Source organism: Rossellomorea marisflavi (assembly GCF_022170785.1).
GTDB classification, from domain to species: Bacteria; Bacillota; Bacilli; order Bacillales; family Bacillaceae_B; genus Rossellomorea; species Rossellomorea marisflavi_B.
Genome location: NZ_CP081870.1, coordinates 3,598,508 through 3,625,391, shown reverse-complemented (window position 1 = coordinate 3,625,391; position 26,884 = coordinate 3,598,508). Strand labels below are relative to the sequence as shown.

Here is a 26,884-nt window from a genome sequence, read left to right as displayed (position 1 = left end):
ATTTCATGCGCAAGATACTCATACTTTGTTTCCTATTGATATTCGGACTTGTACTGGCGGGGTGCCAGGAGCAATCGAAGCCCGATGATCGCCTGAAGGATTATGTGAAATTGTGGAATAAACAGACGTTTGATGACATGTACGGTAGCTACTTGAGTACCGAGACAAAGGACTCGTATAAAAAGAAGGATTTTGTCGACCGGTATAAGAAAATTTATGAAGACGCCGGTATATCGGATTTGAAGGTATCATTCAAAGAACCGAAAGATGATACCGACTGGGATAAGAAGAAGGAAGCAGAGTTCCCCGTCACCATCAGCTTCAACACATCTGCTGGAGAAGTGAAGTACGATCAAAAAGTGAAGCTTACAAAAGAAGAACGGGATGATAAAGAGGATTGGTACGTCAACTGGAATCCTTCCTTTATCCTGCCTGAACTGGAGGATGGGGATAAGGTCGGGATTGACACGATCACCGCTCAGCGCGGGGAAATCTACGACCGCAATGATCAGCCCCTTGCCGTGAACGGTGAAGCGTTCCAAATCGGGATCGTACCCGGTGAATTTGACGAAAGCAATCTGAAGAAGGTCGCCGATCTCCTTGATACGTCGGAAGAGGCGATTAAAAAAGAACTCGATCAAAGCTGGGTACAGCCGGAGTATTTTGTTCCGATCAAAAAACTCCCTCTTTCCGAGCGTCCCCTTGCTCTGGAGGTCATCGATCTTGATGGACTTTATTCCAAGCGGGTGAAAGCAAGGGAGTATCCCTTCGGTGAAGCGACGGCTCACTTGACGGGTTATATCGGGAAGCTGACAGCAGAGAAGCTCGAGAAGGTGAAGGATAAGGGCTATACAGCCAATTCCCTCATCGGGGTAAGCGGAACAGAAGAAGTATTTGAGGACAAGCTACGCGGGAAAGACGGTCAGCGCCTTTTCCTCACGAAGGAAAATGGCGATGAGGTGACCGTCGCTGAGCAGGAAGTGGAGAACGGGAAGAACGTCAAGCTGACCATCGATGCAGAGTTGCAGAAGAAAATCTACGCCCAGATGAAGAAGGAACCGGGCACGGCGGCAGCCATGAACCCGAAGACCGGGGAAGCCTTGGCATTGGTCAGCACACCGTCCTTCGACCCGAATGAAATGATTCTCGGTATATCTTCGGACCGTTACAAAGAGCTTTCGGAAGATCCGGATAAGTCCCTCGAGAATCGCTTCCAGATCACCTACTCACCTGGATCCACGATGAAAGGGATCACCGCGTCCGTCGGATTGAAATCCGGCAAGCTCGATCCGAATAAAACGTATGACATCAAAGGGAAGACATGGAAGAAGGATGAATCATGGGGGAACTACAAGGTCGTCCGCGTATACGATAACGATAGCTCGGTGGATCTCGAAAGCGGCCTGAAATTCTCCGATAATATCTATTTTGCCCGTGTCGGCCTCGATATGGGGGCAGATACCTTCGTGAAGGGTCTGAAAGAAAACTTCGGATTCGGAGAGGATATCCCGTTTGAGTATCCGCTCTATAACTCCCAAGTGTCCAATGACGGAAAGATCGAGAAAGAAGTCCAGCTCGCCGATTCAGCCTTCGGACAGGGCCAGGTGCTCATGAATATCGTCCATCTTGCCAGTGCCTACGGGGGCATCATCAATGACGGGAACATGATGGAGCCACAGCTCGTTCTCGATCAGGAGCCGAAGGTGTGGAAGAAGGAAGTCGTAACAAAGGAACAAGCAAACATGCTGCAAACGGATTTGAGGAAGGTTGTATCAGAAGGGATCGCCACGAAAGCGAACTCTGAAGGGAAAGCCATTGCCGGCAAGACCGGAACAGCTGAAATCAAATCGGAACAGGGGTCAAAAGGAAGAGAGAATGGATTATTTGTCTCCTATGACCAGAACAATCCCGATATGGTCCTCGCCATGCTCCTGGAAAATGTCCAGGACAACGGGGGAAGCACCCATACCGTCCAGGTGACGAAGAAGTTCTATGATAGCTTGAAATAAACGAAAGCCTGCCGGTGTTCCCGGCGGGCTTCTTTTGAATCAGATAGGGTTCCAATTCCCTATAACGTGGCATTTTTCCATGAAAAATTCGTCGGATCTCCGTTCGGTTTTGCGATCAAATATGGTAATATAAGAAAATGAATAAGAGGAAATCACCAAACTTTACATAAAAGGAGTATGATCATGAGTAAAACACTTATTTTCGGACACAAGAATCCCGATACTGATACGATTACATCCGCCCTTGTCTATGCAGACTTGAAGACGAAGTTGGGAGCAGAAGTGGAAGCGGTACGCCTCGGTGACGTGAACGGGGAAACCCAATATGCACTGGACCACTTCAATGTGGAGGCACCACGCCTTGTGGAGAAGGTCGCACCTGAAGCCGACACGGTCATCCTGGTCGATCATAACGAACGCCAGCAAAGCGCCGTAGACATCGAAGACGTACGCGTACTCGAAGTCATCGATCACCACCGTATCGCCAACTTTGAAACGGCTGACCCGTTGTACTACCGCGCCGAGCCGGTTGGCTGCACGGCGACGATCCTGAACAAAATGTACAAAGAGAAAGGCGTGGAAGTGACGAAGGAAATGGCCGGCCTCATGCTGTCTGCCATCATCTCTGATTCACTCCTGTTCAAATCGCCGACCTGCACGGATGAAGACGTAGCTGCAGCAAAGGAACTCGCTGACATCGCTGGTGTTGATCCACAGGTATATGGTCTTGAAATGCTGAAAGCAGGAGCCAATATGAGCACGAAGACGGTTGCCGAGCTTGTGACCCTTGATGCCAAGGAATTCTCCATGGGGACTGCAAAAGTTGAAGTGGCTCAGATCAATGTCGTCGACTTGAATGATGTTTTCGGCCGCCAAGCGGAAGTAGAGGCAGCCATGGAAACCCTCATCAAACAAAAAGGCTTGGACCTGTTCCTCCTTGTTGTCACTGACATCCTTGAGAACGACTCGACGGCCCTTGCCCTTGGAAGCAAGGCAGGAGAAGTCGAGAAAGCCTTCAACGTGAAGCTTGAGAACAACCGTGCGCTTCTTAAAGGCGTCGTTTCACGTAAGAAACAAATCGTACCGGTCCTGACCGAATCCATCAAATAATCATCAAGGAGCAGCTGAACCAAGCTGCTCCTTTTTTACATGGAGGAGACATATGCAACTACAGGCTGTCCACCACATTGCCATCATCTGTTCAGACTATGAAGCATCAAAGGCCTTCTACACCGATATCCTCGGTTTCACAATCATCAGGGAAGTCTACCGGGAAGACCGGGACTCGTACAAGCTCGACCTTGCCCTGAACGACACCTACCTCATCGAACTATTCTCTTTCCCTGAAGCTCCGGAACGCCCCAGCTATCCGGAAGCCAGGGGACTAAGGCATCTGGCTTTTGAGGTGAAGAATATAGAAAAAGCAGTGGCTGAACTTCATCAATCGGGTATCCAGGTCGAGGAAATACGCATCGATCCCTATACGTCCAAACGATTCACGTTCTTTTCTGACCCCGACGGTCTCCCATTGGAATTGTATGAAATCTGAGTCAAAACGCATACCAAATTGACTCAGGCTGAAACCGCCGGCTGCTTCGCACGTATAAAAGAATAAAAAAAGACGCTCCCTAAGCAAGAGCGTCATCCACAGGTATTGAAATTTGTCGTTGGGTCTATTTAACCATAGATCGAAAATGGATGGAATCGTGCTGTGAAGGAATGCCTGAGGGATAAAACGTCTATTGCGGAATAAAAGCCTTTATTCCTAAAAGAATATAAGGATATTAATATTTTTACTACATAAAAAAAGGACGCCCCCTAAGCAAGAGCGTCGTCCAAAGGTATTGTAATTTGTCGTTGGATTCATTAAACCATATCCGTGAATTCGATGAATTCCCCCTCTCGACACACGGCAGGTCAGAACCTTCAGTATTTCATGGTGAAAGCGTGCATTTCGTAGAAGTTATAAGGATATTAATATTTTCTTTTACATAAAAAAAGGACGCCCCCTAAGCAAGAGCGTCGTCCAAAGGTATTGTAATTTGTCGTTGGATTCATTAAACCATATCCGTGAATTCAATGAATTCCTCTTCTCGACACACGGCAGGTCAGGACTTTCAGTATTTGATGATGAAAGCGAGAATTTCTCAGAAATTATAAGGATATTAATATTTTCTACTACATAAAAAAAGGACGCCCCCTAAGCAAGAGCGTCGTCCAAAGGTATTGTAATTTGTCGTTGAATTCATTAAACCATATTCAAAAAGTACATGTAATTCCGCTCGCGTCTTACCTTGACCGGCTTAGAAGGTCAATATTGTAGGGAATTGCGGAAATCTCAGAATCTATAAGAATATTAATATTTGCTCATTGTGCAAACCAATGATCGAGACGAACATATCTACAGCAGGGGTGGATTAGAATGGACTATTCAATTATAGGAAAAAAGATAAGGGAATTGAGAAAAGCCATCGGCATCACCCAAGGGGAATTGGCTGATGGGATCTGTACTCAGGCATTGGTCAGCCGCATGGAGAAAGGGGATATCTACCCCAGTGCCACGGTCCTTTACCGTATTTCCCAGAAGCTTGGGGTGGATGTGAACTACTTCTTCGAAATCGGATCCACCGAGCGTTTTGATTACATTAAAAACGTGGAACGATTACTGAATAACTACCGATTCAAACTGCAGTACGACGAACTGATCGAACTCGTGCGAAAAGAAGAAAAAAATCCAATTTTCATCAATCACAAAGAAAACAAGCAGCTCCTCGAATGGAATAAGGCCATCTACATAGCAGAAGTCGAAAACGACAAAGACAGGGCCATCAGCGTATTGCTGGATGCCTACCAGCTGACGGCTGACCCGAAGAGGGCGATGTCGGAGAGGGAGATGCGGCTTCAAATTTCTTTAGGGAATTTTCTATCTCTTCAAGAAAAATACGAAGAAGCACTGGAGGTATATGAGAGAGTCCAAAAAGCGTTGGGGCCAAGCCCTTACCTCCACGACAAATCTATTCAAACAAGGATTTATTATCATACAGCAAGGATCCTCACACGCCTAGGCAAGTATGATGAATCCATACGTTATTGCCGCAAAGGACTAAAATGGACCATCGGTGAAGAACGACTGTTTGGAATAGCCGACCTATTCTATCAGATTGGATTTAACCTCGAAATGAAAGGTGAACTGGAAGAATCGCTTCCCTATTTTCAAAAGGGCAGGAATTACTTCCATATTCAGAAGAATACCAAGTTTGTCGACTTCATTGATGGAAAGATAGCGGAAGTAGAAGAAAAGCTTGCTGAAACAATGGGTATGGATAATTAGAACGTAGAAAGGTGGTAGGACATGGACTACTCTGTTATTGGTAAGAAGATTAAAGAACTCAGGAAAGCAATTGGGATCACTCAAGGTGAGTTGGCAGAAGGAATCTGCACCCAGGCCTTGATCAGCCGAATAGAAAAGGGAGACATTTACCCCAGCGCCACGGTTCTTTATCGTATCTCCCAAAGACTTGGGGTAGATGTGAATTACTTTTTTGAAATTGGGTCGACTGAACGACATGACTATATCAAAAATGTTGAGCGCCTATTTCACACTTATCGATTCAATTTACAATATGACGACATGATCAAGCTGATTGAGAAGGAAGAACAAAATCCGTTGTTTATGAACAATAAGGAAAATAAACAGCTGTTGGATTGGAATAAAGCCATCTATGTAAGTGAAGTGGAGAGAAATAAAGAAAAAGCAGTGGATATGGTGTTGGATGCGATCAAACTGACAGAGGATCCTAAGAGGGCCATGACAGAGAGGGAAATGCGTCTTCAAATTACACTGGGTAATATGTTAGCCCTTCTGGAAAGATATGATGAGGCGTTAGCTGCTTATGGGAAAGCTCAGGAAGCAGTAGATCAAAATCCTTATCTGCAGGATAAGTCTATTAAAACAAGGCTTTACTACCATACTGCTAGAATCATTACTCGTCTTGGGGATTATGATGAATCGATCAAGTATTGCAAGGAAGGGCTAAAATGGACCATCAGTGAAGAACGATTATATGGAATTGCTCAATTAAACTATCAAATTGGATACAACTTTGAGTTGAAAGGTAATGACGAAGAGGCACTCTCATATTTTCAGAAGGGAAGAGACTACTTCCAGATCCAAAAGAATGCCCGCTTCGTTGACTTTATCGATAAAAAGATAGAAGCAGTAAGGGTAGCCCAATCACAAAGGTAGGTGCTGAGCATGAAACTTTCCGAAATTGGAAAAAAGATCAGTGAACTTCGGGGAGAAATGAATCTCACCCAAGGTGAACTAGCAGAGGGAATCTGTACACAAGCATCAATCAGTCTGATTGAAAAAGGGGAGTTGGATCCCAATGCATCAAGCTTGTATCAAATTGCGAAGAAACTCGGAGTTGATGTGAACTACTTCTTTCATATCGGTTCGACTCCAAGGCTGGATTATATTACCGAAGTAGAGAAACAAGTGAGGAAGCTACGGATTTTAAATGAGTTTGAAGAGATGATGAACATTGTTTCTATAGAGGAAAGAAATCCGTTATTTTATAATGATCCGAAAAATCTCCAGTTTTTATATTGGCATAAGAGCATTTATTATTCTGAAGTGAAGAATGATCATCAACAGGCTGTTTCCATATTAGAAGAAGCGTTTGCGCTATTTCCAAACAAAAAAAGGGCAACCACTGAGCTTGAAATTGAAATGATGCTAACCATTGGCATTTATGAGTTTTCCCTCGGGAATTACGAAGCTGTCATTGAAGAATATGACAAGATTCAAAAAATCCTGGACGGTACCAATAGAGCTCTCAATGATAAGTCGATTAAAACGAGACTGTATTATAATCTTGCGAGAGCGCACACGAGGCTGGGTAACCTGGAAGAGTCCACTGCGTTATCAAACGAAGGAATCGATTGGTGCATCGAGAGTGAGGAACTTTATCTCCTGGCGGGGCTTCATTATCAAATCGGGTATAATTACGAACTTTTGGGTGACTATGAAAAGGCCTTGGAATATCTGGACTACTGCATCCTTCTATATGCTTTGACACCCGAACATCCGGTGAATAATGGATTCCTTACTGACAAAAGGGCAGGCTATTTGGAGGCTTTAAAGAAGCAATAAGATCAAGGTTCATATCTAAGTGTGAGTTGGGGTGGATGTATGAAAATGGAGGAAATCGGGAAGAGAATCAGTGAACTTCGATGCGAAAAGAACTTGACCCAAATGGAGCTGGCAGAAGGAATTTGTACACAAGCTTCAATCAGCCTGATTGAAAAAGGTGAACTGGAACCTAATGCTTCAACGCTTAGTCAGATTGCAAGGAAGCTAGGAGTAGACATTAACTATTTTTTTGAAATTAGTTCGACTCCAAGATTAGACTACGTCAATGAGGTTGAAAAGCAGCTTAGGGCACTCCGGGTTGTTTATAAATATGAAGAAATGATGGATTATATAAAAACAGAAGAAAAGAATCCTCTATTTTACCGTGATCCGAATAAAATGCAGTTGCTCCTTTGGCATAAGAGCATTTATGCCTTTGAGGTAGAAAAAGACCACCCACAGGCTGTTTCACATATCCAATCAGCCTTCCACCTCACTAAGAATAGTAAAAGAGCCTATACTGAGCTTGAAATGGAAATGATTCTGACATTGGGTGTGTTTGAATACAGAGAGGAGGACTTTAAAAAAGCAATAAAACATTTTAATCAAGTGGAAGAAGCATTGGAAGGATCGAAAAGAATTCCTGCTGATAAGTCTATATATAGTCGTCTTTATTATCATTCAGCAAGAGCACATACACGATTAGAGAACTTCAACCATTCAATAGAGCTCGCCACCAAAGGAATCGATTGGTGCTTAGAATATGATCAGCTCTATCTTATGCCCGTCCTGCACTATCAGGTGGCTTACAACTATGAACTTATGAATAACTTTGAAAAAGCTCTGGAATTCTTAGATCACAGTATTCAGTTGTTTGAACTATATCCTGAAAACCCTGGTGGGAATTTCGTAAGAGACAAAAGATTAAACTACCTACATATGCTTAAAAAGTAAGAGTACCAACCCATTTATTACATAGGGGGTGGATACAATGAAACTAGCTGAAATCGGAAAGAAAATCAGTGAACTGAGAAGAGAAATGAATTTAACTCAAGGGGAACTGGCAGAAGGGATTTGTACACAAGCACTAGTCAGTCTGATTGAAAAAGGTGAGTTGGATCCCAACGCCACTGTCCTTTACCAAATTTCCAGGAAGCTTGGAGTGGATGTTAATTACTTTTTTCAAATTGGTTCAACTCCAAGACTCGATTATGTACGTGAGGTGGCAACTCAGCTAAGAAGACTGCGGATCAATCGTCAGCATGAAGAAATGATGGAGATCGTTCAGGTGGAGGAACAAAATCCTTTATTCAGCAATGATAGCAGGGCCATGCAATTCCTTTACTGGCATAAAAGTGTGTACATATACGAGGTGAAAGGGGATCATGCCGGGGCCATATCATTGTTGGAGGAGGCAATGGATTTAGTAGACCGGAAGAAACGCGCATATACAGAAAACGAACTTGAAATGTTATTGACTCTGGGAGCATTTGAGTTTAATGGTGAGCATTACGACAGGGCCATGGAGAAATATCAGCTTGTTCAACAGATCATCGCTACCACTGATCGTGTATTGAAAGTAAAGTCTATAAATACTCGACTACTTTACAATATAGCCCGTGTGAACACTCGTTTGAAGAATTATCATGAGTCCATCTCTTACGCTCTTCAAGGCATCGACTGGTGCATCGAGTGTGAAGATCTCTATCTGATGGCAGAACTGCACTACCATATTGGATATAACCATGAGCTTTTACATAATTACGAGAAGGCATTGGAGTACTTGGACTATAGTATTCAATTATTTGAACTGAATCCAGATTGTCCTTATCTTGATTTTCTTCAATCTAAACGTGCTGATTATACAGCCAAACTGAAGAAGAAGGACATTTAAAATCTTTCTACATACACCAAGCGCGTCCCTCATATTTATGTAAGGATAAACAGGGAGTGGTGACCGATGAGAAGGAGGAGCCCTTTCCCTCTGGTGGCTGTCGTGGTCGTGGCTGTGCTGTTCCTCTCGTTTGTTGGGTTCATGCTGTTTGGCAGGGGGGATGCTTCGGGTTCACCGGAGGAGGTGATCCGGGACTTTTATGAGTTTGAGTCGACGGGGGATTTCGGCAATGCGTGGGAATTGTTTCATCCTGAGATGAAGAAAAAGTTTTCCAAATCGAATTACATCCAGACCAAGAACCATGTATTCATGGGGCATATGGGTGTGGAGGAATTCGATGTGGAAATCGGTAAGCTCGAAAAGGTGGAGCGCTTTGCTTTTGACGATGAGGGAATTGTATTCAAAGATGTGAGGAAAGCGCAAGTGGATATGTTTTACGATAGCCAGTTTGGCGAGCTGATCGTCAGTCAGCCCTGTTATGTGGCCCTTTATAAAGGCAAATGGAAGGTGCTTTGGAATTATCACTTTAAATGAGTTCGGAGATTTTCCAATTTAATGGTTTTAGCCTGGCTGTGTGTGGTAAACTGAGACCATATAATCCCAAAGAGAAGGAGGCATCCCCGTGTCCTTGTTGTATATGAAGGCTCGTGAAGCATATGATCGTGATTCAAAGGCTTCTCTGGCTGCGAGCATGAAAGACGACAACAAACAGAAGTCAATGGCGAAAGTTGCGAAGAAATAGCGGACGTTAAGGGGTCATCTATGGGATAGAAATAAGGCGCCGGGGATCATCCCCGGCGCCTTATTTGTGTTATTGGGGATCTTCCCCGATGATGCGTACTTCACGCTCAAGTTCCACATCGAATTTTTCTTTGACCGTCTTTTGGACGTGTTCGATGAGGGCGATGTAATCGGAAGCCGATGCGTTATCTTTATTGACGATGAAGCCGGCATGCTTCGTGGATACTTCTGCTCCACCGAAGTTCGTGCCCTGCAGTTCGCTGTCCTGGATCAACTTCCCGGCGAAATAGCCTGGAGGACGTTTGAAGACACTTCCGCATGAAGGATATTCAAGGGGCTGCTTCGACTCACGCTTGAACGTGAGGTCGTCCATGACGGCCTTAATATCCTTATGGTCTCCCGGCTTCAGGCTGAATGTCGCTTCAAGTACGATGTCGCCCTTTTCGGAAATGTTGCTGTGGCGATAATCGAGCTCAAGCTCCAGTGCAGTCCTTTTCACCAGGTTGCCTTCACGGTCTACGACATAGCAGTAGTCCAGCACGTCCTTGATTTCACCGCCGTACGCTCCGGCATTCATGAAGAGGGCACCGCCGACGGTTCCAGGGATGCCGCAAGCAAATTCAAGCCCGGAAAGGGTCTCATCAAGTGCGCGTCTCGATACATCGATGATGGCAGCTCCACTCTGGGCGACAATCTGCTGATCGGTCGCGCTGATGTCGGAGAAATTTTTCAAATGAAGGACGATTCCGCGGATTCCACCGTCTTTGACGATGAGGTTCGATCCGTTCCCGAGAAGGGTGAAGGGCACGTCGCTCTTGTTTGCGAGTTTCACGATTTCCTGGACTTCTTCATAGGTGGTCGGCGTGAGGAAGAAGTCGGCGTTGCCGCCAAGTCGCGTGTAGAGGTGATCTCGAAGCGGTTCGTCGCGTTTGATGTTTTCTTTTTTCATTACGTTTGAGAGTTCTTGGTAAACGATTTCTTTATTGTACATCTCTATCAGTCCTATAGAATATTTTATCCGTGAATGAAGTTACCACACCATTATATGACGAAAACCCATGAAAGTTAAATGGTTTCGTTTGACAGTTGGGTGAATTGGTGTTGAATGTGGTGATTTTAAGGAGGAAATGGTTGGGCTGTTACTTTTGAATAGGTATGTAATGGATAAGTGTCCGTTCCGTTTCGCTGCGGTCACCCGCTTTCCATGGGGCGTGCGGTGAGCCGCTTCGGCTGCGCCTGCAGGGTCTCACCTGTCCACTATTCCCGCGGGAGTCGGCCGTCCTCCGCTGCACTGCACTTTGTGCTTTTGGAGGAGAGAATGCTTGTTTGTACGTGTGGAGAGATCCAACCACTTCTCTTTTGGTTAGGGGTGAAAAGAGAAGGGTTCGTTCCGTTTCGCTGCGGCCACCCGCTTTCCATGGGGCGTGCGGTGAGCCGCTTCGGCTGCGCCTGCAGGGTCTCACCCTGCACGCTATTCCCATAGGAGTCGGGTGGCCTCCGCTGCACTGCACTGGGTGCTTTTGGATAAGAGGTTGCTTATGCATGTGAAGAGATCTAACCACATCTCTTTTGGTAAGTGGTGAAGATGTTGCTTACAGGAGCGTTTAAACATATCCTTTATTCATATGTTACCAACCTATTGAACCTTCTTATTCAATCAGGGTTGAACTGTGGCTATTCATGAATTTATCGATGGTAACCACCATGAAATTATATACCATTCTTAATTCCCCTGTTAAAACCACAGAGTGGATTGAAGCGGAAGGCGCTTGACTCCAGCGGAAAAGGAGGAGTGGCGAGACCCCGCAGGCACGAGGAGGCTTGCCGCCCTCCCCGCAGGAAAGCAAGCGCCTGCAGCGGAAAGGAATGGACCTCTCTACAAGATACCCTCATTAGAATTGAATGCAAAAAAAGGCACCCAAACGCGGGGCGCCTTCTGTTTTATTTAAAGATGGAAGAAATAAGGTTTGCGATGAACCCTTTTGATTGTTCGCCTTTGCCTGAATTCTTAAGTTTGATGGTGTACTTGGCGAAGCCATCTTCCTTGGTTTCGATGTATTTGAAAGTGCGTGAATCCTTGATGTACTCTTTTGCTTTTGGTGATGATTCGAAGGTGACGGTGGCTGGGCCTTTGATTGGTGAGAAACTCCAGTTTCCATCAGCTTCTGGGTTGATGCTGCCTTGTTCCATGATGTAGTCAATCACCACATTGCGGTTCTCGTCAGGTGCCTGGATGGCGATGTTGGTGCCATCGATGCCAGGGAAGTGTCCACCCCCGCTTGCACGGTAGTTGTTGGTGGCGACCAGGAAGGACTGTTTGGGATTGATTTTTTTGCCGTTGAACTTCAGGTTCTTGATCCGCTGTGATTTCGGATTGATGACATTTCCGTCGGCATCATATTTCGCCGGCTTGGTGACATCAATTTCGTACGTGACGCCATCGATGACATCGTAGTTGTAGGAGCGGAACTCCTGATTGATCAGTGACTGTTCACCGCGTTTTTTCGGATTGATCTGATTGAACTGACCGGCAGACATCTCGAGCCACTCTTTTACGTCAGAGCCTTTGATAAGGACGGCCTGCAGGGTGTTCGGATAGAGATAGAGGTCGGCGACGTTCTTGATGGCAAGTTCTCCCTGAGGGATATCCGTATAGTACGTCGGGTCTCCACGGGTACCGGCTTTGAACGGTGCTCCAGCTGACAGGACCGGGATGTTTTCATATTCGGTACCTTGGATGTATTTCTCTACGTACCATTTCTGGGCATTGGTCACGATCTGGATTGATGGATCATCTTTCACCTGTGAGAAGTACGAGGTGATGGGGGCCGTCGTTTCACCAACGGCGCTGCGCACCCAGTCGATGGTGTGCTGATGATCTTCCTCGATGGCTTTGTACACTTCTTCATCGCGGGCGACAAGAGGTTTTCCGTCTTTATCGGCGATGCCACGGGTGGATGATTTCCCATTCAGGACGGTCCATTTCCCGTCTGCGTGCTGTAGCTGAAGATCGACGAGTCCTAGGTGGCTACCCCAGTAACCCGGCATGACGGCAGGGGTTCCGTTGATGGTTCCATTTGTCGTATCGACGCCTTCGATGCCGTCATATGCGGCAGAAGGGAAGGTCCCGTGGGAATGACCGAACAGGATGGCATCGATTCCGTCCACTTTTGAGAGGTCATAGGTGGCGTTTTCCTCCATGCCTTCGCTTGTTACCGTTCCGATTCCGGAGTGAGGGATGGCGACGATGATATCGGCTCCGTCAGCCTTCATCTTTGGAATGAAATGCTCGGCGGTTTCTACGATATCCTTTGTGACGACTTTCCCTTCAAGATTGGCTTTGTCCCACTGCATGATTTGAGGAGGGACGAACCCGATGACGCCTACCTTGATTGCGTGGGTTTCCCCGTCTTCATCGAGGACTTCGCGGTCGAGGATTTCATAAGGCTTGAAGTAATTCTTTTCCCCGGTTCCGTCATCCACGTACACGTTCGCATTCACGTACGGGAAGTTGGAGCCTGATAGGGACGTTTTCAGGAAGTCGAGTCCATAGTTGAATTCGTGGTTTCCGATATTCCCGGCATCATAATCAAGCAGGTTCATGGCTTTGTATACGGGATGGGTTTCCCCCGGTTGCAGCGGGTCGATTTTCGCGACATAATCGCCGAGTGGATTTCCTTGGATCAAGTCCCCGTTATCGAAGAGAAGGCTGTTTTTTGCTTCGGTGCGGGCCTGTTTGATGAGGCTTGCGGTTTTGACAAGTCCGTACTTGTCCGTTTCCGCGTCCTGGTAGTAGTCGTAGTTGGCCAGGTTCACGTGGATATCAGTCGTTTCAAGGATGCGGAGGTTGACGAGATCCGTTTCTGCAGCCTTGGCGCTATGTACATTGGGGGCGAGGAGGGTGAGGGCCAGGGAGGTACCGGTGATCCACTTCAGTTTCGTATACTGCATGTTCATCTCTCCTAATGTTGTCATGATATGAAAGCAATTCCATCCTAGCATAAAGCTGTAAAGTTGAAATGGTGGAAAAGTATCATTTGTGTAAACGGAAAACCGGGATTTTACAGTGGGGTCTATCCAATTCCTGGCGCATAGGATAGGATGATAGAAGGTAAAAGGGAGGAGGGACCGGGGTGGTCCGATTATATAGCGCCCTTGTGGGGCTAAGCCTCATCTGGGGGATGTCGTTTGTGTTCATTAAATGGCTCTTGGAGCCTGCTGGTATATGGGGGACCGTATTCATTCGCTGCTTTGCAGGAGCACTGATTCTGCTTCCAATCTATTTCATGCACAGAAAGAAGCCAGGGAAGACCAAGCTTCCACTGAAAAAACTCCTCGTTGTAGGCATCGGGAACGCAGCCTTACCGTGGATGCTCATCGCGCTCAGTGAAACCCAGATCAACAGCAATACGGCGTCGATCTTGAACGCGACGACGCCGATCTGGACAGGAGTGATCGGGTTCTTATTGTTCTCCGTGATCCTGACCGGGTCCCAGTGGCTCGGCATCGCCATCGGGTTCTTCGGAATCCTGGTGCTGATGGACTTTCAGATCACCGGTCTCTTCTCATCGGACTTTATCGGAGTGGGGACGATGCTTGCCGCCACCATGTGCTATGCGTTCTCGTCCCATTTCACGAAAAAGTACCTCGGCGGAACAAGCGTCGTCGTCATCTCCACTTTCCAGCTGCTGATCGGAAGTGTCTTCAGCTTCATCGGGCTTGCGGTCACGGGCGGACCGAACTCGTATGAAGGACTTCTCAGCCTTGAGGTACTGGCAGGCGTCATCGGCCTTGGCTGCCTCGGTTCCGGTATTGCGGCCTTGCTATTTTTCTATATTGTCACGAAGGGAAGCCCTGAGCTCGCATCCACAGTGACGTACCTCATCCCGGCAAGCGCCATGGTATGGGGATTCGTCCTTTTGCAGGAGGAAATCACCCCGAACCTGATCATCGGGCTCCTCATCATCTTCACCGGAGTATACCTTTCATCGCGGAAAAAGAGGTCGGTCAAGGTTAAACAAACGTTTGATGGAACGGTGGGAAGGCCGTAATGAAGGCGTTCTAAGTCTAAACAGCCGTTTAGACATCCGCAGCCTTTTAACGGGTGCAAATCGATTCCTTTTCATATAAAATGAGAGGGATACATAAGATAAGCTATTACAGATAGCGAGGAAAATAACATATAAGGATGGTAATAATTCTATGAAAACGGCAATTGTAACGGATAGTACAGCCTACATCCCGAAAGAATTGCGTGATCAGCTGGACATATATATGATCCCCTTGAGCGTCATCATCGGAGGGGAAACCTATCAGGAAGAAGTTGATATCACCGCAAGTCAGTTCTTTGAAGAAGTTCGGAGCTCGGATCGCCTGCCAACCACTTCACAGCCGCCCGTCGGCCAGTTCGTGGAGCTTTTTGAGAAACTTTCACACGATTACGACGCCGTCATCTCCATCCATCTCTCAAGCGGCATCAGTGGCACCTACCAGGGCGCCGTGCAGGCAGGGGAAATGGTAAGTGGAATCGAGGTGTACCCGTATGATTCCGAGATCAGCTGTATGGTCCAGGGTTTCTATGTTCTTGAGGGGGCAAAGCTGAGCCGTGAAGGACGCGATGCCAAAGAGATTGTCAGCCTTCTTGATGAAATGAAGGAAACGGTGAGGGCTTACTTCATGGTGGACAACCTCACCCATCTTCAGCGCGGAGGACGCCTGTCAAACGCACAGGCCATCATCGGAAGCCTGCTGCAAGTAAAGCCGTTGCTTCATTTTGTGGACAAGGTCATCGTTCCGTTCGAGAAGATCCGTACGCGTAAAAAAGCCTTGAAGCGAGTCGAAAACTTACTGGGTGAAGCTGTTTCAGACGGCGGACGTTATCAAGCGTCGGTCATCCATGCCAATCGCGAAGATGAAGCGTTGGAGTGGAAGGCACAGCTTGAGGAGCAGTTCCCGAATGTGGAATTCAATGTGAGTTATTTCGGTCCCGTTATCGGGACGCATCTTGGGGAAGGGTCCATGGGTATGGGGTGGGCGCGCAAGATGACGGAATGATTGTAGAGTGAAGGAGGTTTGGACTTGGGTCCAGGCCTTTTTTACATGGAGAAGGAGTCGTTTTGAAAGATTGTTCTTGAGGTGTGGTTCCGTTTTGCTGCGGGCGACGCGTGAGGATCTTCGGGCCAAGGGATAGGCAGTCGGACAGCCCTTCGCTGATCTCTGTGGTACATATAAGTTCCTTAGATGAATGTAATTGTAGGATATGGATGTGGAAGGAGATCGATGAGGGTATAAAAAAGCCCCCTTGGTAAGATAGAGAGTGTCATTGCTGACCTCGAATTAAGTACCTAAGGGGGACTTCACATAGGATTCTACAAAAAATGAACGACTTTTGCAAGTCTATGAACAGATTAAATTGATAAGGGTATAAATTACCAAAAAACGCTTTGCAAAATTTAAAAAAGTAATAGGGGGAGTCAATGATGAAACCAGCGGCTTTACATAAAGGTGACCGTGTGGCAGTTGTTGCGCCGGCTGGAACGCCGGTAAAAGAGCACCTCATGCAGGGTGTGAAGGTCCTAGAAGAGATGGGGTTAGAGGTGATGATTGGTCGGCATGTGTTTGATGTGGAAGAGGATTGGGCTGAGATGGACCGGAAGCGGGTGGATGATCTTCATGACGCCTTTTTTGACACATCCATAAGGGGTATTTTTTGCGCTAATGGCGGATTCGGTTCAGCTCGGATTGCTCCCATGCTTGATTATGAAAGGATTGCTAAAAATCCAAAGGTGTTCTGGGGATACAGCGATATTACCTATCTCTTGAATGCCATTCAGAAGTGGAGCGGTTTGACTACGTTCCACGGTCCCATGGTCGCGTCTGATTTGAATGTGGAGCAACGAACAGCAGAAACCGTCGCCTCTTTTCTCACATTATTTAATGGAAAATCTTCAGTCTACGATTCCAGCCATTCTTCTCTTAATGTCATTACTGATGGTAAAGGAGAGGGGCATTTGGTGGGCGGGAATATGACCCTCCTCACCAATGGACTGGGTACTCCTTATCAGGTGGATGCCGCGGGAGCGATCCTGCTACTTGAAGATGTCGGGGAACCTGCGTTCAAAATCGATATGATGCTGACACATCTTCAGCAGGCAGGAGTATTCAATGATGTCCAAGGAGTGGTGATCGGGAATTTTCAAGTGGAACCGGATGAATATTCTAGGATACGCAGAGTGTTACAGGATTTCTTTGAGCGCGCCCCTTTTCCTGTTGTCGAGAACTTCTCAATCGGTCACTGTCAGCCTAATTACAGTGTTCCACTGGGAGTACAGGCGAAGCTGACCACATCGCCGCCGACACTGTTGATTGAATCAGGGGTAAGGTGAATACAGAGGGGGGCACAGCCCCTCTTTGAAAATAAAGGAGTTCGCCCATCGTGTGGAGAATTATTCTTACATCCCCTATAGAAAGGAATGAAGCTATGCTTTTTACAGAGCAAGATGGTTTTATCACCCCGATGCCCCCATTTGGTCACCCTGACCCCAAGGCTTTACGTATTTCAGACCTTCCAGCAATCCCTTCTCCCCCTTTTAATGAATCCCTCACTTATTCTCAAGATTTACAGCTGCTTCTTTGCGGCAGGTCCCTATTGATGGATGAGGTACCGTGTGATGGGACGCTCGTTCATGAGCATTATCTACATGGCTACGTCTCATACGGTCCTGGTGTGCAGGCTGGAATTTGTCAGCGCTGCGGGAACGGTTCGCGCGGCCGTTTTGGTGAGTTTGAATGCGCCCGCTGCGGGAAGTTATGCCGCTATTGCCGGAACTGTCTGATGATGGGGAGGGTGTCCGAGTGTACGCCCCTTCTGACTTGGAATGGCCCGCCTCCCCGTGTGAAAAATGATGCGCCTTTTGCATGGGAGGGGACGCTGTCTCCTGCGCAACAGGAGGCATCCACCGAACTCGTTACAGCTGTGAAAGAAAATCGGGATCTTCTGGTATGGGCCGTGTGCGGTGCTGGTAAGACGGAGGTACTGTTCGAGGGAATCCATGAGGCTCTCAGGAGCGGTAAGCGCGTCTGTCTCGCCACTCCTAGGACCGATGTCATCCTGGAGCTTTCTCCTCGCTTGAAAAAAGTGTTTCCCAAGACCGATCTGATCACACTCTACGGTGGTTCCGAGGAACGCCAGTTATACGGGCAAATTGTGCTGACCACCACGCATCAGCTGTTCCGGTTCAAGGGAGCATTCGATGTCATGATCGTCGACGAGGTCGATGCCTTTCCCTATTCTTTCGATTCATCCCTTCAGTTCGCCGTGGAGAAAGCAAGAAAACCATCTTCCTCCCTCGTCCATCTCACGGCAACGCCAGATGCAGCAACGCAGCGGGAGTGCCGCATGGGACGGCGGAATCATTTCCGGATCCCGGCGCGCTTTCATCGTCACCCCATTCCATCCCCGCGCTTTGCCTGGTGTGGTAACTGGCAGAAATCGTTGGAAAAAGGAAAGATCCCTCCGCCACTGAAGAAGTGGACGCTACAAAGATTGCATACCTCAACCCCTGCCCTCATCTTTTTCCCCAGCGTAGCCATCATGAACAAAGCCCTTCCATTGTTCCAAGCCATTCACCCCCTGATCGAGTCCGTTCATGCCGAGGATCCTGAACGAAAGGAGAAGGTCATGAAGATGCGTAAGTTCGAGATGCCGATTCTTCTTACCACGACGATCCTCGAACGGGGAGTCACTATTCCCGGCATTGATGTCGCGGTCCTCGGGTCCGAGGAAACCATCTTTACCGAGAGTGCCCTTGTGCAAATCTCTGGCAGGGTGGGGAGGAGTTCCGATCAGCCGAACGGGGACATTGTGTACTTTCACCACGGCAAGACCGGCGAGATGATCAAAGCACGCACCCATATTAATGATATGAACAGGGAAGCCGGGAAAAGGGGGCTCATCGATGCCACGTGACTGCCTGTACTGTGGGGAAGGCCTCGATGAAAAAATGAGCTGGGGGGCTTTATTTCAAAGGGACACCAGACTCCTATGCGACGAATGTGACAGGGGATTAGTGCGGATCGAGGGCGGATGCCCGGGCTGTTCGCGCCCTGAAACGGAAGGCGGTCTCTGCCGTGACTGCATGGTGTGGAACCGACACACTGAATGGAACGGGGTGCTGGAGAGGAACGTCTCTCTTTTCCAATACAACGAATTCATGAAAGAGGTCCTCGCGCGCTACAAATACAGAGGGGATTACGTTCTGGCAAAGGCATCGGCTTCTCTCATGCGAACGGCTATCCCGAAAGCAGATCTCTTGGTTCCCATCCCCCTCAGCCCCGAGCGACTATACGAACGTGGATTCAATCAGTCAAAGGCGCTCCTGGATGAAGCAGGACTCCCTTGCCATGAACTCCTCACGAGAATTCACACGGAAAAGCAATCGAAGAAGACGAAACGGGAGCGGGTGACAGGCGCGCAGGTTTTCCGTATCCCCGAGACGGATTTATCAGGAAAGAAGATCCTCCTCATCGACGACATCTATACGACGGGCACGACCGTCAGGCATGCGGCCAGCCTTTTGAAAAAAGCGGGGGCTAGGGAAGTATCATCATTCACGATTGCCAGGGGTTAAATCCTTACCCCTACCTGCCGATAAAAGAAGGGAACCAGCCAAACACGGAGGAATGAACCATGTCAGAAGTAAACAACTGTCCGCGCTGCAACGCGTTATTCATGAAAAGCCGCTTCCGCGAAGTATGTGAAGCATGCCATAAATCAGAAGAAACCCTCTTCGAAACCGTCATCCACTTCCTGAAAAAACGCGAAAACCGTGCCGCGTCCATCGCACGCGTAGTCGACGTTACCGGCGTAGAGGAAGAACTGCTTCACAAATGGGTACGAAAAGGCCGCATCCAATCAAGACAGTTCCCGAACATGGGCTACCCATGTGACCGGTGCGGAAGGATCATCCACAGCGCAAGAATCTGCGAAGGGTGCCAAACGTCCCTTATCCAAGACCTAAAACAGCATGAAACGGATGAACAATGGAAGCGATCCCTCAAGGAGTCAGGTCCTACGTACTATACTTACAAAAAGGGAAAATGAACCATATCCTATCACTAAACAAACCTCCCAATCATCCGATATACTTACTATAAGACTCGGAAAGAACGGAAAAAGGAGGTAGACGGATTTGAAGATTAATCAGATCGGGAACTACAATATCCAAGCATATAAGCAACAACAAAACAAAGCTGACCAACCTGTCAAAGGGGGAAGTGCTCCTTCGGATAAGGTGGAAATTTCTTCACGGGCTAAAGAAATGCAGGAAGTGTCCAAATTGGAAAGCGATCGCCAAGTCAAAGTTAATGCATTGAAAGAACAGGTACAGAGCGGAAACTATACGATCCAGGCAGGGGCCATCGCCAAAAGCCTGAAGCAATTCTATCACGGAGAATAATAGGGAAGGGGATTACCATGTCACTCAATGCCTTAACCACAACATTAGACAAACTCCATAAACTGCATATGAGCCTCCTCGACCTCTCCAAACGAAAAACCACCATCATCAAGGCGAGTGAGATGGGCCAATTGGATGGCGTATTAAAAGATGAACAACGACATCTTGCCGCTATTCAGACGGTAGAGAATGATCGTCAAATCCATTCCAAGCAATATGCTGAATCGAATGGTCGATCATTTGATGAGCCCCCGACCCTTTTACAGTGCATGGAAACGGCATCCCAAGAAGAGAAAGAAACACTCTCCCATTGGCATGGGAAACTGACGTCCATCATTGCTGAGTTAAAAGAGCAAAATGAACTTAATCAAAAGCTCGTATATCAATCTCTTCAATTTGTGAATATGAGCTTGTCGGCTCTGCAGCCGAAAGAAGAGCAGACCAACTATACAAGACCGAACGATGAGAATAAAGTCCCGGCGCCGAGCCGGTCTTTGTTTGATTCCAAAGCATAGATCAGAAACGGAGGCATCAAGATGCGATCCACATTCATGGGCCTTGAAACAGCCAAAAGGGGCATGTACACCCAGCAGGGGGCCCTTTACACGACCGGACACAATATTTCGAATGCCAACACACCGGGCTATTCCCGGCAACGCGTCAACTTCAACCCAACTGAAGCTTTCCCATCCCCGGGCTTTAACAGTCCCAGGATTCCCGGACAGCTTGGTACAGGAGTCGAAGCGGGTTCAATCCAGCGCGTAAGGGACTCCTTCCTTGACCTTCAATACCGCAATGAAAACAATAAACTCGGATACTGGGAAAACAAGATGGAATCCATGCAGAAGATGGAAGAAATCATGAACGAGCCTTCTGAATCTGGATTGTCTAGTACGATGGACTCTTTCTGGAAGTCCCTGCAGGATTTGGCGAGTGATACATCGAATACCGGCGCACGTTCCGTTGTGATCCAACGCGGAAAAGCCGTGGCAGAAACCTTTAACTATTTGTCCACATCACTGACAAGCGTCAGAAAAGACCTTCAAAATGAACTGGCCGTGACTGAAAAGCAAATCAATTCCCTCACAAGGCAGATCGATCAAGTGAACAAGCAGATTGCTGAAGTAGAACCACACGGCTATCTTCCGAATGATCTCTACGATGAGCGTGATCGCCTATTGGATCAACTCTCAACCCTTGTGCCAATCAAGACAAGCTATCAGTCGAATGGAGGAGCTTCCTCTGCAATAGCAGAAGGCTCAGTATCTGTGAGTCTCGTTGGCAAGGATGGAGATTTCGCTATCAGACTGGTGGATAAGGCCGGTGTGAATGAACTCTCCCTTTCGACCAAAGGACCGCAAGAATCAGTTGACTCTGTGAAAATCGGCAATCAAACCCTGGACATCAACAGCTTCCTTAGCCAAGGGGAAGGAAAACTTCGTGGTTTGATCGATTCGTATGGGTATACGAATAAAGATGGAAAAGCTACGGGATCCTATGTGGCTATGATTGACGAACTTGATAATATGGCCTATGTATTTGCGAAGGCATTCAATGAACAGCATCAGCAAGGACTCACGGTCGCGCAGATGGAAGATCCGAACTTCGATCCTGAAGACTTTGAGTCGACTACGCCGAAATTCTTCAAGGATGGAAAGGCCCCTGGTGCGGACCTTGAAGACGTAAATAAAGAAGGCTTCGCCCAGCGGATCCAGATCGCCGATGAAATGAGCAACCCTGATAACATCGCCACAGCCGGAATCGGAAATCCGACAGCGGGAGACACATCCAACATTCAAAAGCTGGCCGACCTGATCACAACTACCAAACTTCCATACGGCGAAAAGGAATCTTCTTTCCAAGGCCACTTTGAATCTGTCATCGGTAAAATGGCGGTTGAATCCCAGGAGTCCGTCAAGCTTACCAAAAACTCAAACGTCCTTCGTTCCTCCGTCGACGAACGCCGCATGTCCGTAAGCGGTGTATCCCTTGATGAAGAAATGACGGATATGATCAAATTCCAGCATGCTTACAACGCCTCTGCCCGGATGATCACCCTACAGGACGAAATGCTCGACAAAATCATCAACGGCATGGGAACCGTTGGAAGATAAGCAGGTGAATGAACCATGCGCGTAACCCAAAGCATGCTGACTAATAACTCAATGAGGAATCTCAGTTCTTCTTACAGCCGGATGGGCCAACTTCAGGATCAGCTCTCCACCGGCAAAAAGATCACCCGTCCTTCAGACGATCCAGTCGTCGCCATGAAGGGAATGTTCTACCGCTCCAATGTAAGCGGGGTGGAGCAGTATAAGCGGAATCTGTCTGAACTGTATTTGTGGATGGATAATTCGGAAGCTGGATTAGAACAAGGCAACCAAGGGCTTCAACGGGTCCGGGAGCTAGTTCTCCAAGGGAAAAATGGAACCCTTTCAGAAGATGATAAGAAAGCCGTAGCCGCTGAAATTGGACAGATTAAACAGGATATGATCACCATCGCCGAAACTAAAGTCGGCAGTCGCTACATCTACCACGGGACCGACGTGAATAAATCTCCGATCAAGGACAAAGCACCAGCAGACGGAAGTGCGCCACAGGTTGCTGATAATCTTGGTAATACAGCCATCGGAGATTATATCGTAGAGGTATCACCTGGAGTTACTTTGAAGGCAAATGTCACACCGGGTAAAGTTTTTAATCAGGAGATGTTTGATACGCTGCACTCTATTCAGAAAGCATTTGAGTCGAATGATGATACGGACCTAGATGACATGCTGAATAAACTGGATCGTGTCATTGAAAAACTATCGTCGGAACGATCCGACCTAGGAGCTCGCTACAATCGTTTAGAAATGGTCGATGACCGTCTTTCTCAACAAGAAACAATGGCGAAGCGCATCATGTCTGATAATGAAGATGCTGAAATTGAGCGGGTCATCACTGATTTAAAATCACAGGAAAGCGTCCACCGTGCAGCACTCAGCGTTGGGGCAAGAATCATGCAGCCGACCCTGATGGACTTTTTACGATAACGTACATAAAGGGACCGACCATTTGCGGTCGGTCCCTTTTACCATAGAGAGGTGAACAGGATGAATGTCCCGCAAATCCGTATCCAATCAACCAATGCCGCGATCTCCATTGAGACCACACCAGGCCAATTCGATATGCAGCAACCAAATGCGGATGTAGACATCCAGCAGCCACAGGCCAAGATGGACATTGAACGAACTCCGTCCAAACTAACCATCGATCAAACTGAAGCCAGGGCGGATATGGATCTCAAATCAATCAGAAGGCGGATTGAAGATTTTGCGAATCAAGGCTATCAGGACTGGCTCGAGGGCATGGCGCGCGTCTCGGGGGACGGCGATGAGCTCATGATGATCGAAAACGGTGGAAATGCCTTGGCCGAACAGGCGGACCGCAACAGTGCGAGTCCAATTTATGACTTTAATATAGGCTTCATCCCATCGGCCGGCAGCGTCAAAATCGGGTACGATCCGGGAAACGTAAGGGTGAACATTGAGCCCAAACAGGTCATCAACAATACCCGGACGAATAAACCAATTGTCGACTTCACACCAGCGAAAGTGAACATCGCCATGCAACGATATGCGGACCTTAAAATCGACTGGGTCGCACCAGGTGAAAATCTAAACAAAGGAATGTGACACATGAACATCCAAACAGCCTATCACGGCAACATCACTGTCAATGATGAAGAACTTTTTTCATTCCCACATGGGGTACCAGGTTTTCATGACGAAAAACAGTTTGCTCTACTACCTTTAGAGGATAATGAGTGGTTCCAAATCCTCCAGTCTACGGTTACACCCGACCTTGCTTTCATCACGACAAATCCGTTCCTCTTTTTCCCTGAATATGATTTCGAACTTGATGACGCAAGTCTAGATCAACTTGGTAATCCGACAACAGAGGGTATTCAAGTCCTCTCAATCCTGACAGTAAAAGACCCATTCAAGGAATCGACAGCCAATCTCCAGGCACCAATTATCATAAACACAGTGAAGAAAAGTGGGAAGCAAGTCATCTTAACGGACACCAACTACCGCACCCAACACCAAATCCTGGCACAGCCAGCCGGAAAGAAGGGGTGACTCCATGCTCGTACTCACCAGGAAAACCGGCGAAAGCATCCAAATCGGAGACAACATTGAAATCAAAGTCGTCTCGATCCAAGGAGACCAAATCAAACTAGCGATCGATGCTCCTAAACACATAGACATCCACCGCAAGGAAGTCTATCTATCCATTAAAGAACAAAACACGGAAGCCTCAAAAGGTATCCAAAACCTACTTAACCTCCTCCCGAAAAACGAATAAAAAAGTTTTTCCTAAACGACTAAACACCCAGGAAAAACGACCGATACTACTAATGTAAGCCAAAGAGGAAAGGGCGGCCGACCTCTTCCTCCCCGGCAAACCAAAACCAAACAGTTCACAAGGACGTGAACTTACTTTCAAGGAGGAAACAACACAATGAGAATCAATCACAATATCGCTGCATTGAACACGCACCGTCAATTGAACAGTGCGACAAATGCTCAATCTAAATCAATGGAAAAACTATCTTCAGGTCTTCGTATCAACCGTGCAGGAGACGATGCTGCTGGATTAGCAATCTCTGAAAAAATGCGTGGTCAGATTCGTGGATTGGACATGGCTGCTAAAAATGCCCAAGATGGTGTTTCCCTAATCCAAACGGCTGAAGGAGCTCTAAATGAAACACATGCAATCCTTCAACGTATGCGTGAACTCTCAAACCAATCCGCCAATGGTACATCTACAGATTCAGACCGTACAGCAATGCAAGATGAATTAAACCAACTCACTTCTGAAATCAACCGTATCGGTAACACTACTGAGTTTAATACTCAAAAGTTGCTTAATGGTGGTGTAGGGTCTAGTGATGGGGCGAAAATTTCAGATGCAAAAAGCGCTGAAATAGTCGGGGCAACAACATATGTTGGGAATGCAGATGCTACAAACTTAACAAGTGCAACAATTAAAGTTGATGGAAAGACATTTGATGTTACATCAGTTCTTGCCAAAGACTTTAGTGTACTTGCTGACGCTGGTCCACCAGCTGTAGAAGCTACTGCTATCACCAAAGATGAACTTATAGAACAATTAGGTAATGTTACTTCTGGGGGAACAAAGTTATCTGATTTAGTGGATATTAAAGACAATGGTACAGCGTTAACTTTTACTGCGAAATCCCAAGGTGCAAGTAGCTCTATTACAATCGAAGCAGACGATAATGCTGCCGCTGTTATGCTAGGGTTTGCAAACGCAGCTGCTACTGGAACTGAAGTGAAAGGAACACCAGCAACTGTTGAACGCCATGGTGTACAAGCAGCTACAGCACTTACAGGTGGAAATACTGTTGCAGCAAACTCCACGTTTAAAGTCAATGTTGGAAGCGAGAGCGCAGTGACTGTAACCCTTAAAGAGGGTAAAACTTATGATACTGGGAATTCAGATTCTAATGTTGCCAAAGCGGCTATGGAGGATCTTGTCAAAGATTTAAATGCGTCTTTACAAGAAGCTGGAATTTCAGATAAAGTTACTGTGTCTTTGTCTAAAGATAATGAAATTCAATTTATTTCTGAATCAGGTAAAGATATCTCTCTGACAGATGGAACAGGTGGACCGCTTGCTCAAGTTGGCTTCACTGTAAATACTGGAAATGTAACGGACAAACTTGGTAACGTATCTCAAGTAGTAGGACCAGGAGCTCAGGGTACTGGATACAATACTAAATTCCAAATCGGTGCAAACACTGGACAAAGTATGTCTCTATCAATTAACGATATGCGTTCTGCTGCACTTGGAATCACTGGTAACGCGGGTCAAGCTGGATTTACTTCTTCTAATTCAGTGACCAATGGAACGAACGACATTCAAGCAGAAGCAGCGCTCAACATTTCCAATAAAGAGGATGCTTCAAAATCAATCGACGTGATTGACAAAGCGATTGCATCTGTATCTTCTGAGCGTGGTAAATTGGGTGCGGTGCAAAATCGTCTAGAGCACACTATTAACAACCTCGGAACTTCTTCCGAAAACCTAACGGCCGCAGAATCTCGAATTCGCGACGTAGATTATACTTTAGCTGCCTAAGCAGCAACAAGTACAGTCGTCCTGACTGGTAACGGTCAGTGATTATGATTGGGTGAATTGCTGGAAACCCCTTAGAGCTCTTCTTGCCACAGCGTAGTTGGAAACGACAGATGCGATGGCTATGAGAAAAGAAGAGATTGGGCAATCAGCAGCCAAGCTCCTGTGGGGAAACCCTGGAGAAGGTTCAACGACTAGGATAGACCATCTAACAGCCTTGCTCATGATGATGAAATCCGTAGGTGAGACAGTGTCCATCAGCACTGTGGATCCGAAGTGCCCAACCCCTTACATTAAGGGTGAAGATATAGTCTGGTCATTTATGAAAGTAAATGTTCGCACGATGGCGAAAGAAATGATGGAACAAACGAAGAATTCAATTCTTTCTCAAGCAGCTCAAGCGATGCTTGCGCAAGCAAACCAACAGCCACAAGGTGTGCTTCAACTTCTTCGTTAATTTTATGTTTAAAGGGGTCCTGGTCTCAGGGCCTCTTTTTTATAT

Annotated in this window: 25 protein-coding genes and 1 pseudogene; 24 read left to right on the top strand and 2 right to left on the bottom strand. The window is 47.0% G+C overall.

The window, feature by feature from the left end; translation table 11 throughout:
* Positions 1–5 precede the first annotated feature (5 nt).
* From K6T23_RS18920 to K6T23_RS18880, 9 genes are all read left to right on the top strand, one after another.
* A complete protein-coding gene (locus K6T23_RS18920; RefSeq protein ID WP_238282626.1) occupies positions 6–2,009 on the top strand; it encodes a penicillin-binding transpeptidase domain-containing protein in 2,004 nt (667 codons plus the stop codon).
* Positions 2,010–2,192: 183 nt separating this feature from the next.
* On the top strand, positions 2,193–3,119 hold the full coding sequence (locus K6T23_RS18915; protein WP_238282624.1) for a manganese-dependent inorganic pyrophosphatase: 927 nt from the start codon (positions 2,193–2,195) through the stop codon (positions 3,117–3,119).
* Between the two features lie 52 nt (positions 3,120–3,171).
* The gene (gene gloA2, locus K6T23_RS18910; RefSeq protein ID WP_238282622.1) at positions 3,172–3,558 is read left to right on the top strand and encodes an SMU1112c/YaeR family gloxylase I-like metalloprotein; all 387 of its coding nucleotides are present in this window, start codon (positions 3,172–3,174) and stop codon (positions 3,556–3,558) included.
* Between the two features lie 873 nt (positions 3,559–4,431).
* Complete coding sequence (locus tag K6T23_RS18905; RefSeq protein WP_238282621.1) at positions 4,432–5,340, top strand: helix-turn-helix domain-containing protein; 909 nt, start codon at positions 4,432–4,434, stop codon at positions 5,338–5,340.
* 21 nt (positions 5,341–5,361) lie between these two features.
* Positions 5,362–6,255, top strand: a complete 894-nt coding sequence (locus K6T23_RS18900) for a helix-turn-helix domain-containing protein (protein WP_238282619.1) — start codon at positions 5,362–5,364, stop codon at positions 6,253–6,255.
* Positions 6,256–6,264: 9 nt separating this feature from the next.
* Positions 6,265–7,164, top strand: coding sequence for a helix-turn-helix transcriptional regulator (locus K6T23_RS18895; protein WP_238282617.1), 900 nt, complete (start codon positions 6,265–6,267; stop codon positions 7,162–7,164).
* Positions 7,165–7,203: 39 nt separating this feature from the next.
* Positions 7,204–8,097, top strand: coding sequence for a helix-turn-helix domain-containing protein (locus tag K6T23_RS18890; RefSeq protein ID WP_337946923.1), 894 nt, complete (start codon positions 7,204–7,206; stop codon positions 8,095–8,097).
* A 37-nt stretch (positions 8,098–8,134) separates the two neighbouring features.
* The gene (locus K6T23_RS18885) at positions 8,135–9,037 is read left to right on the top strand and encodes a helix-turn-helix domain-containing protein (RefSeq protein WP_238282615.1); all 903 of its coding nucleotides are present in this window, start codon (positions 8,135–8,137) and stop codon (positions 9,035–9,037) included.
* Positions 9,038–9,103: 66 nt separating this feature from the next.
* Positions 9,104–9,571 carry a hypothetical protein gene (locus K6T23_RS18880; RefSeq protein WP_238282613.1) on the top strand — a complete coding sequence of 156 codons (468 nt, stop codon included), beginning with the start codon at positions 9,104–9,106 and terminating at the stop codon, positions 9,569–9,571.
* A gap of 277 nt (positions 9,572–9,848) precedes the next feature.
* Here the strand turns inward: K6T23_RS18880 and murB are convergent, their stop codons facing one another.
* Positions 9,849–10,769 carry a UDP-N-acetylmuramate dehydrogenase gene (gene murB, locus K6T23_RS18875; RefSeq protein WP_048013192.1) on the bottom strand — a complete coding sequence of 307 codons (921 nt, stop codon included), beginning with the start codon at positions 10,767–10,769 and terminating at the stop codon, positions 9,849–9,851.
* A 950-nt stretch (positions 10,770–11,719) separates the two neighbouring features.
* Complete coding sequence (locus K6T23_RS18870; protein WP_238282611.1) at positions 11,720–13,729, bottom strand: bifunctional 2',3'-cyclic-nucleotide 2'-phosphodiesterase/3'-nucleotidase; 2,010 nt, start codon at positions 13,727–13,729, stop codon at positions 11,720–11,722.
* A gap of 182 nt (positions 13,730–13,911) precedes the next feature.
* Between K6T23_RS18870 and K6T23_RS18865 the strand changes: the two genes are divergently transcribed.
* The 15 genes and pseudogenes from K6T23_RS18865 to K6T23_RS18795 all read left to right on the top strand — a co-directional run.
* Complete coding sequence (locus tag K6T23_RS18865) at positions 13,912–14,829, top strand: DMT family transporter (RefSeq protein ID WP_238282609.1); 918 nt, start codon at positions 13,912–13,914, stop codon at positions 14,827–14,829.
* A gap of 151 nt (positions 14,830–14,980) precedes the next feature.
* Positions 14,981–15,832 (top strand): DegV family protein, encoded by an 852-nt coding sequence (locus tag K6T23_RS18860; RefSeq protein WP_048006620.1) that lies wholly within the window; start codon positions 14,981–14,983, stop codon positions 15,830–15,832.
* A gap of 422 nt (positions 15,833–16,254) precedes the next feature.
* Positions 16,255–17,163, top strand: a complete 909-nt coding sequence (locus K6T23_RS18855; RefSeq protein WP_238282607.1) for a S66 peptidase family protein — start codon at positions 16,255–16,257, stop codon at positions 17,161–17,163.
* Positions 17,164–17,429: 266 nt separating this feature from the next.
* Entirely contained in the window at positions 17,430–18,746 is a 1,317-nt protein-coding gene (locus K6T23_RS18850) for an ATP-dependent helicase ComFA (RefSeq protein ID WP_238282605.1), read from the top strand.
* Entirely contained in the window at positions 18,736–19,407 is a 672-nt protein-coding gene (locus K6T23_RS18845; RefSeq protein WP_238282604.1) for a ComFC family protein, read from the top strand. Before K6T23_RS18850 ends, K6T23_RS18845 begins: the two co-directional genes overlap by 11 nt.
* Positions 19,408–19,466: 59 nt before the next feature.
* Entirely contained in the window at positions 19,467–19,880 is a 414-nt protein-coding gene (locus K6T23_RS18840; protein ID WP_238282602.1) for a TIGR03826 family flagellar region protein, read from the top strand.
* Between the two features lie 88 nt (positions 19,881–19,968).
* Positions 19,969–20,235, top strand: coding sequence for a flagellar biosynthesis anti-sigma factor FlgM (flgM, locus tag K6T23_RS18835; protein WP_238282600.1), 267 nt, complete (start codon positions 19,969–19,971; stop codon positions 20,233–20,235).
* Between the two features lie 17 nt (positions 20,236–20,252).
* The gene (locus K6T23_RS18830; RefSeq protein WP_238282588.1) at positions 20,253–20,750 is read left to right on the top strand and encodes a flagellar protein FlgN; all 498 of its coding nucleotides are present in this window, start codon (positions 20,253–20,255) and stop codon (positions 20,748–20,750) included.
* A gap of 21 nt (positions 20,751–20,771) precedes the next feature.
* Positions 20,772–22,349: a flagellar hook-associated protein FlgK gene (gene flgK, locus K6T23_RS18825; protein ID WP_238282587.1), complete on the top strand. Its 1,578-nt coding sequence runs from the start codon at positions 20,772–20,774 to the stop codon at positions 22,347–22,349.
* Positions 22,350–22,364: 15 nt separating this feature from the next.
* A complete protein-coding gene (flgL, locus tag K6T23_RS18820; RefSeq protein WP_238282585.1) occupies positions 22,365–23,270 on the top strand; it encodes a flagellar hook-associated protein FlgL in 906 nt (301 codons plus the stop codon).
* A gap of 60 nt (positions 23,271–23,330) precedes the next feature.
* Positions 23,331–23,912 carry a DUF6470 family protein gene (locus tag K6T23_RS18815; RefSeq protein ID WP_238282583.1) on the top strand — a complete coding sequence of 194 codons (582 nt, stop codon included), beginning with the start codon at positions 23,331–23,333 and terminating at the stop codon, positions 23,910–23,912.
* A gap of 3 nt (positions 23,913–23,915) precedes the next feature.
* Positions 23,916–24,359 carry a flagellar assembly protein FliW gene (gene fliW / locus K6T23_RS18810; RefSeq protein WP_238282575.1) on the top strand — a complete coding sequence of 148 codons (444 nt, stop codon included), beginning with the start codon at positions 23,916–23,918 and terminating at the stop codon, positions 24,357–24,359.
* A 4-nt stretch (positions 24,360–24,363) separates the two neighbouring features.
* Entirely contained in the window at positions 24,364–24,585 is a 222-nt protein-coding gene (gene csrA, locus K6T23_RS18805) for a carbon storage regulator CsrA (protein ID WP_238282573.1), read from the top strand.
* A gap of 156 nt (positions 24,586–24,741) precedes the next feature.
* Positions 24,742–26,385 carry a flagellin N-terminal helical domain-containing protein gene (locus K6T23_RS18800; RefSeq protein ID WP_238282571.1) on the top strand — a complete coding sequence of 548 codons (1,644 nt, stop codon included), beginning with the start codon at positions 24,742–24,744 and terminating at the stop codon, positions 26,383–26,385.
* Positions 26,386–26,722: 337 nt separating this feature from the next.
* Positions 26,723–26,839, top strand: a pseudogene (locus K6T23_RS18795) (flagellin); the annotation flags it as partial.
* Positions 26,840–26,884 lie beyond the last annotated feature (45 nt).

What these genes read in the sequence shown, in the direction of transcription:
- K6T23_RS18915 (WP_238282624.1), top strand. Translation starts at nt 2,193, where the DNA reads ATGAGTAAAACACTTATTTTCGGACACAAGAATCCCGATACTGATACG.
- K6T23_RS18800 (WP_238282571.1), top strand. Translation starts at nt 24,742, where the DNA reads ATGAGAATCAATCACAATATCGCTGCATTGAACACGCACCGTCAATTG.
- flgL (WP_238282585.1), top strand. Translation starts at nt 22,365, where the DNA reads ATGCGCGTAACCCAAAGCATGCTGACTAATAACTCAATGAGGAATCTC.
- K6T23_RS18845 (WP_238282604.1), top strand. Translation starts at nt 18,736, where the DNA reads ATGCCACGTGACTGCCTGTACTGTGGGGAAGGCCTCGATGAAAAAATG.
- K6T23_RS18900 (WP_238282619.1), top strand. Translation starts at nt 5,362, where the DNA reads ATGGACTACTCTGTTATTGGTAAGAAGATTAAAGAACTCAGGAAAGCA.
- K6T23_RS18895 (WP_238282617.1), top strand. Translation starts at nt 6,265, where the DNA reads ATGAAACTTTCCGAAATTGGAAAAAAGATCAGTGAACTTCGGGGAGAA.
- K6T23_RS18850 (WP_238282605.1), top strand. Translation starts at nt 17,430, where the DNA reads ATGGATGAGGTACCGTGTGATGGGACGCTCGTTCATGAGCATTATCTA.
- flgK (WP_238282587.1), top strand. Translation starts at nt 20,772, where the DNA reads ATGCGATCCACATTCATGGGCCTTGAAACAGCCAAAAGGGGCATGTAC.
- K6T23_RS18905 (WP_238282621.1), top strand. Translation starts at nt 4,432, where the DNA reads ATGGACTATTCAATTATAGGAAAAAAGATAAGGGAATTGAGAAAAGCC.
- K6T23_RS18870 (WP_238282611.1), bottom strand. Translation starts at nt 13,729, where the DNA reads ATGCAGTATACGAAACTGAAGTGGATCACCGGTACCTCCCTGGCCCTC.
- gloA2 (WP_238282622.1), top strand. Translation starts at nt 3,172, where the DNA reads ATGCAACTACAGGCTGTCCACCACATTGCCATCATCTGTTCAGACTAT.
- murB (WP_048013192.1), bottom strand. Translation starts at nt 10,769, where the DNA reads ATGTACAATAAAGAAATCGTTTACCAAGAACTCTCAAACGTAATGAAA.
- K6T23_RS18880 (WP_238282613.1), top strand. Translation starts at nt 9,104, where the DNA reads ATGAGAAGGAGGAGCCCTTTCCCTCTGGTGGCTGTCGTGGTCGTGGCT.
- K6T23_RS18885 (WP_238282615.1), top strand. Translation starts at nt 8,135, where the DNA reads ATGAAACTAGCTGAAATCGGAAAGAAAATCAGTGAACTGAGAAGAGAA.
- K6T23_RS18860 (WP_048006620.1), top strand. Translation starts at nt 14,981, where the DNA reads ATGAAAACGGCAATTGTAACGGATAGTACAGCCTACATCCCGAAAGAA.
- K6T23_RS18890 (WP_337946923.1), top strand. Translation starts at nt 7,204, where the DNA reads ATGAAAATGGAGGAAATCGGGAAGAGAATCAGTGAACTTCGATGCGAA.
- K6T23_RS18920 (WP_238282626.1), top strand. Translation starts at nt 6, where the DNA reads ATGCGCAAGATACTCATACTTTGTTTCCTATTGATATTCGGACTTGTA.
- fliW (WP_238282575.1), top strand. Translation starts at nt 23,916, where the DNA reads ATGAACATCCAAACAGCCTATCACGGCAACATCACTGTCAATGATGAA.
- K6T23_RS18840 (WP_238282602.1), top strand. Translation starts at nt 19,467, where the DNA reads ATGTCAGAAGTAAACAACTGTCCGCGCTGCAACGCGTTATTCATGAAA.
- K6T23_RS18830 (WP_238282588.1), top strand. Translation starts at nt 20,253, where the DNA reads ATGTCACTCAATGCCTTAACCACAACATTAGACAAACTCCATAAACTG.
- csrA (WP_238282573.1), top strand. Translation starts at nt 24,364, where the DNA reads ATGCTCGTACTCACCAGGAAAACCGGCGAAAGCATCCAAATCGGAGAC.
- K6T23_RS18815 (WP_238282583.1), top strand. Translation starts at nt 23,331, where the DNA reads ATGAATGTCCCGCAAATCCGTATCCAATCAACCAATGCCGCGATCTCC.
- K6T23_RS18855 (WP_238282607.1), top strand. Translation starts at nt 16,255, where the DNA reads ATGATGAAACCAGCGGCTTTACATAAAGGTGACCGTGTGGCAGTTGTT.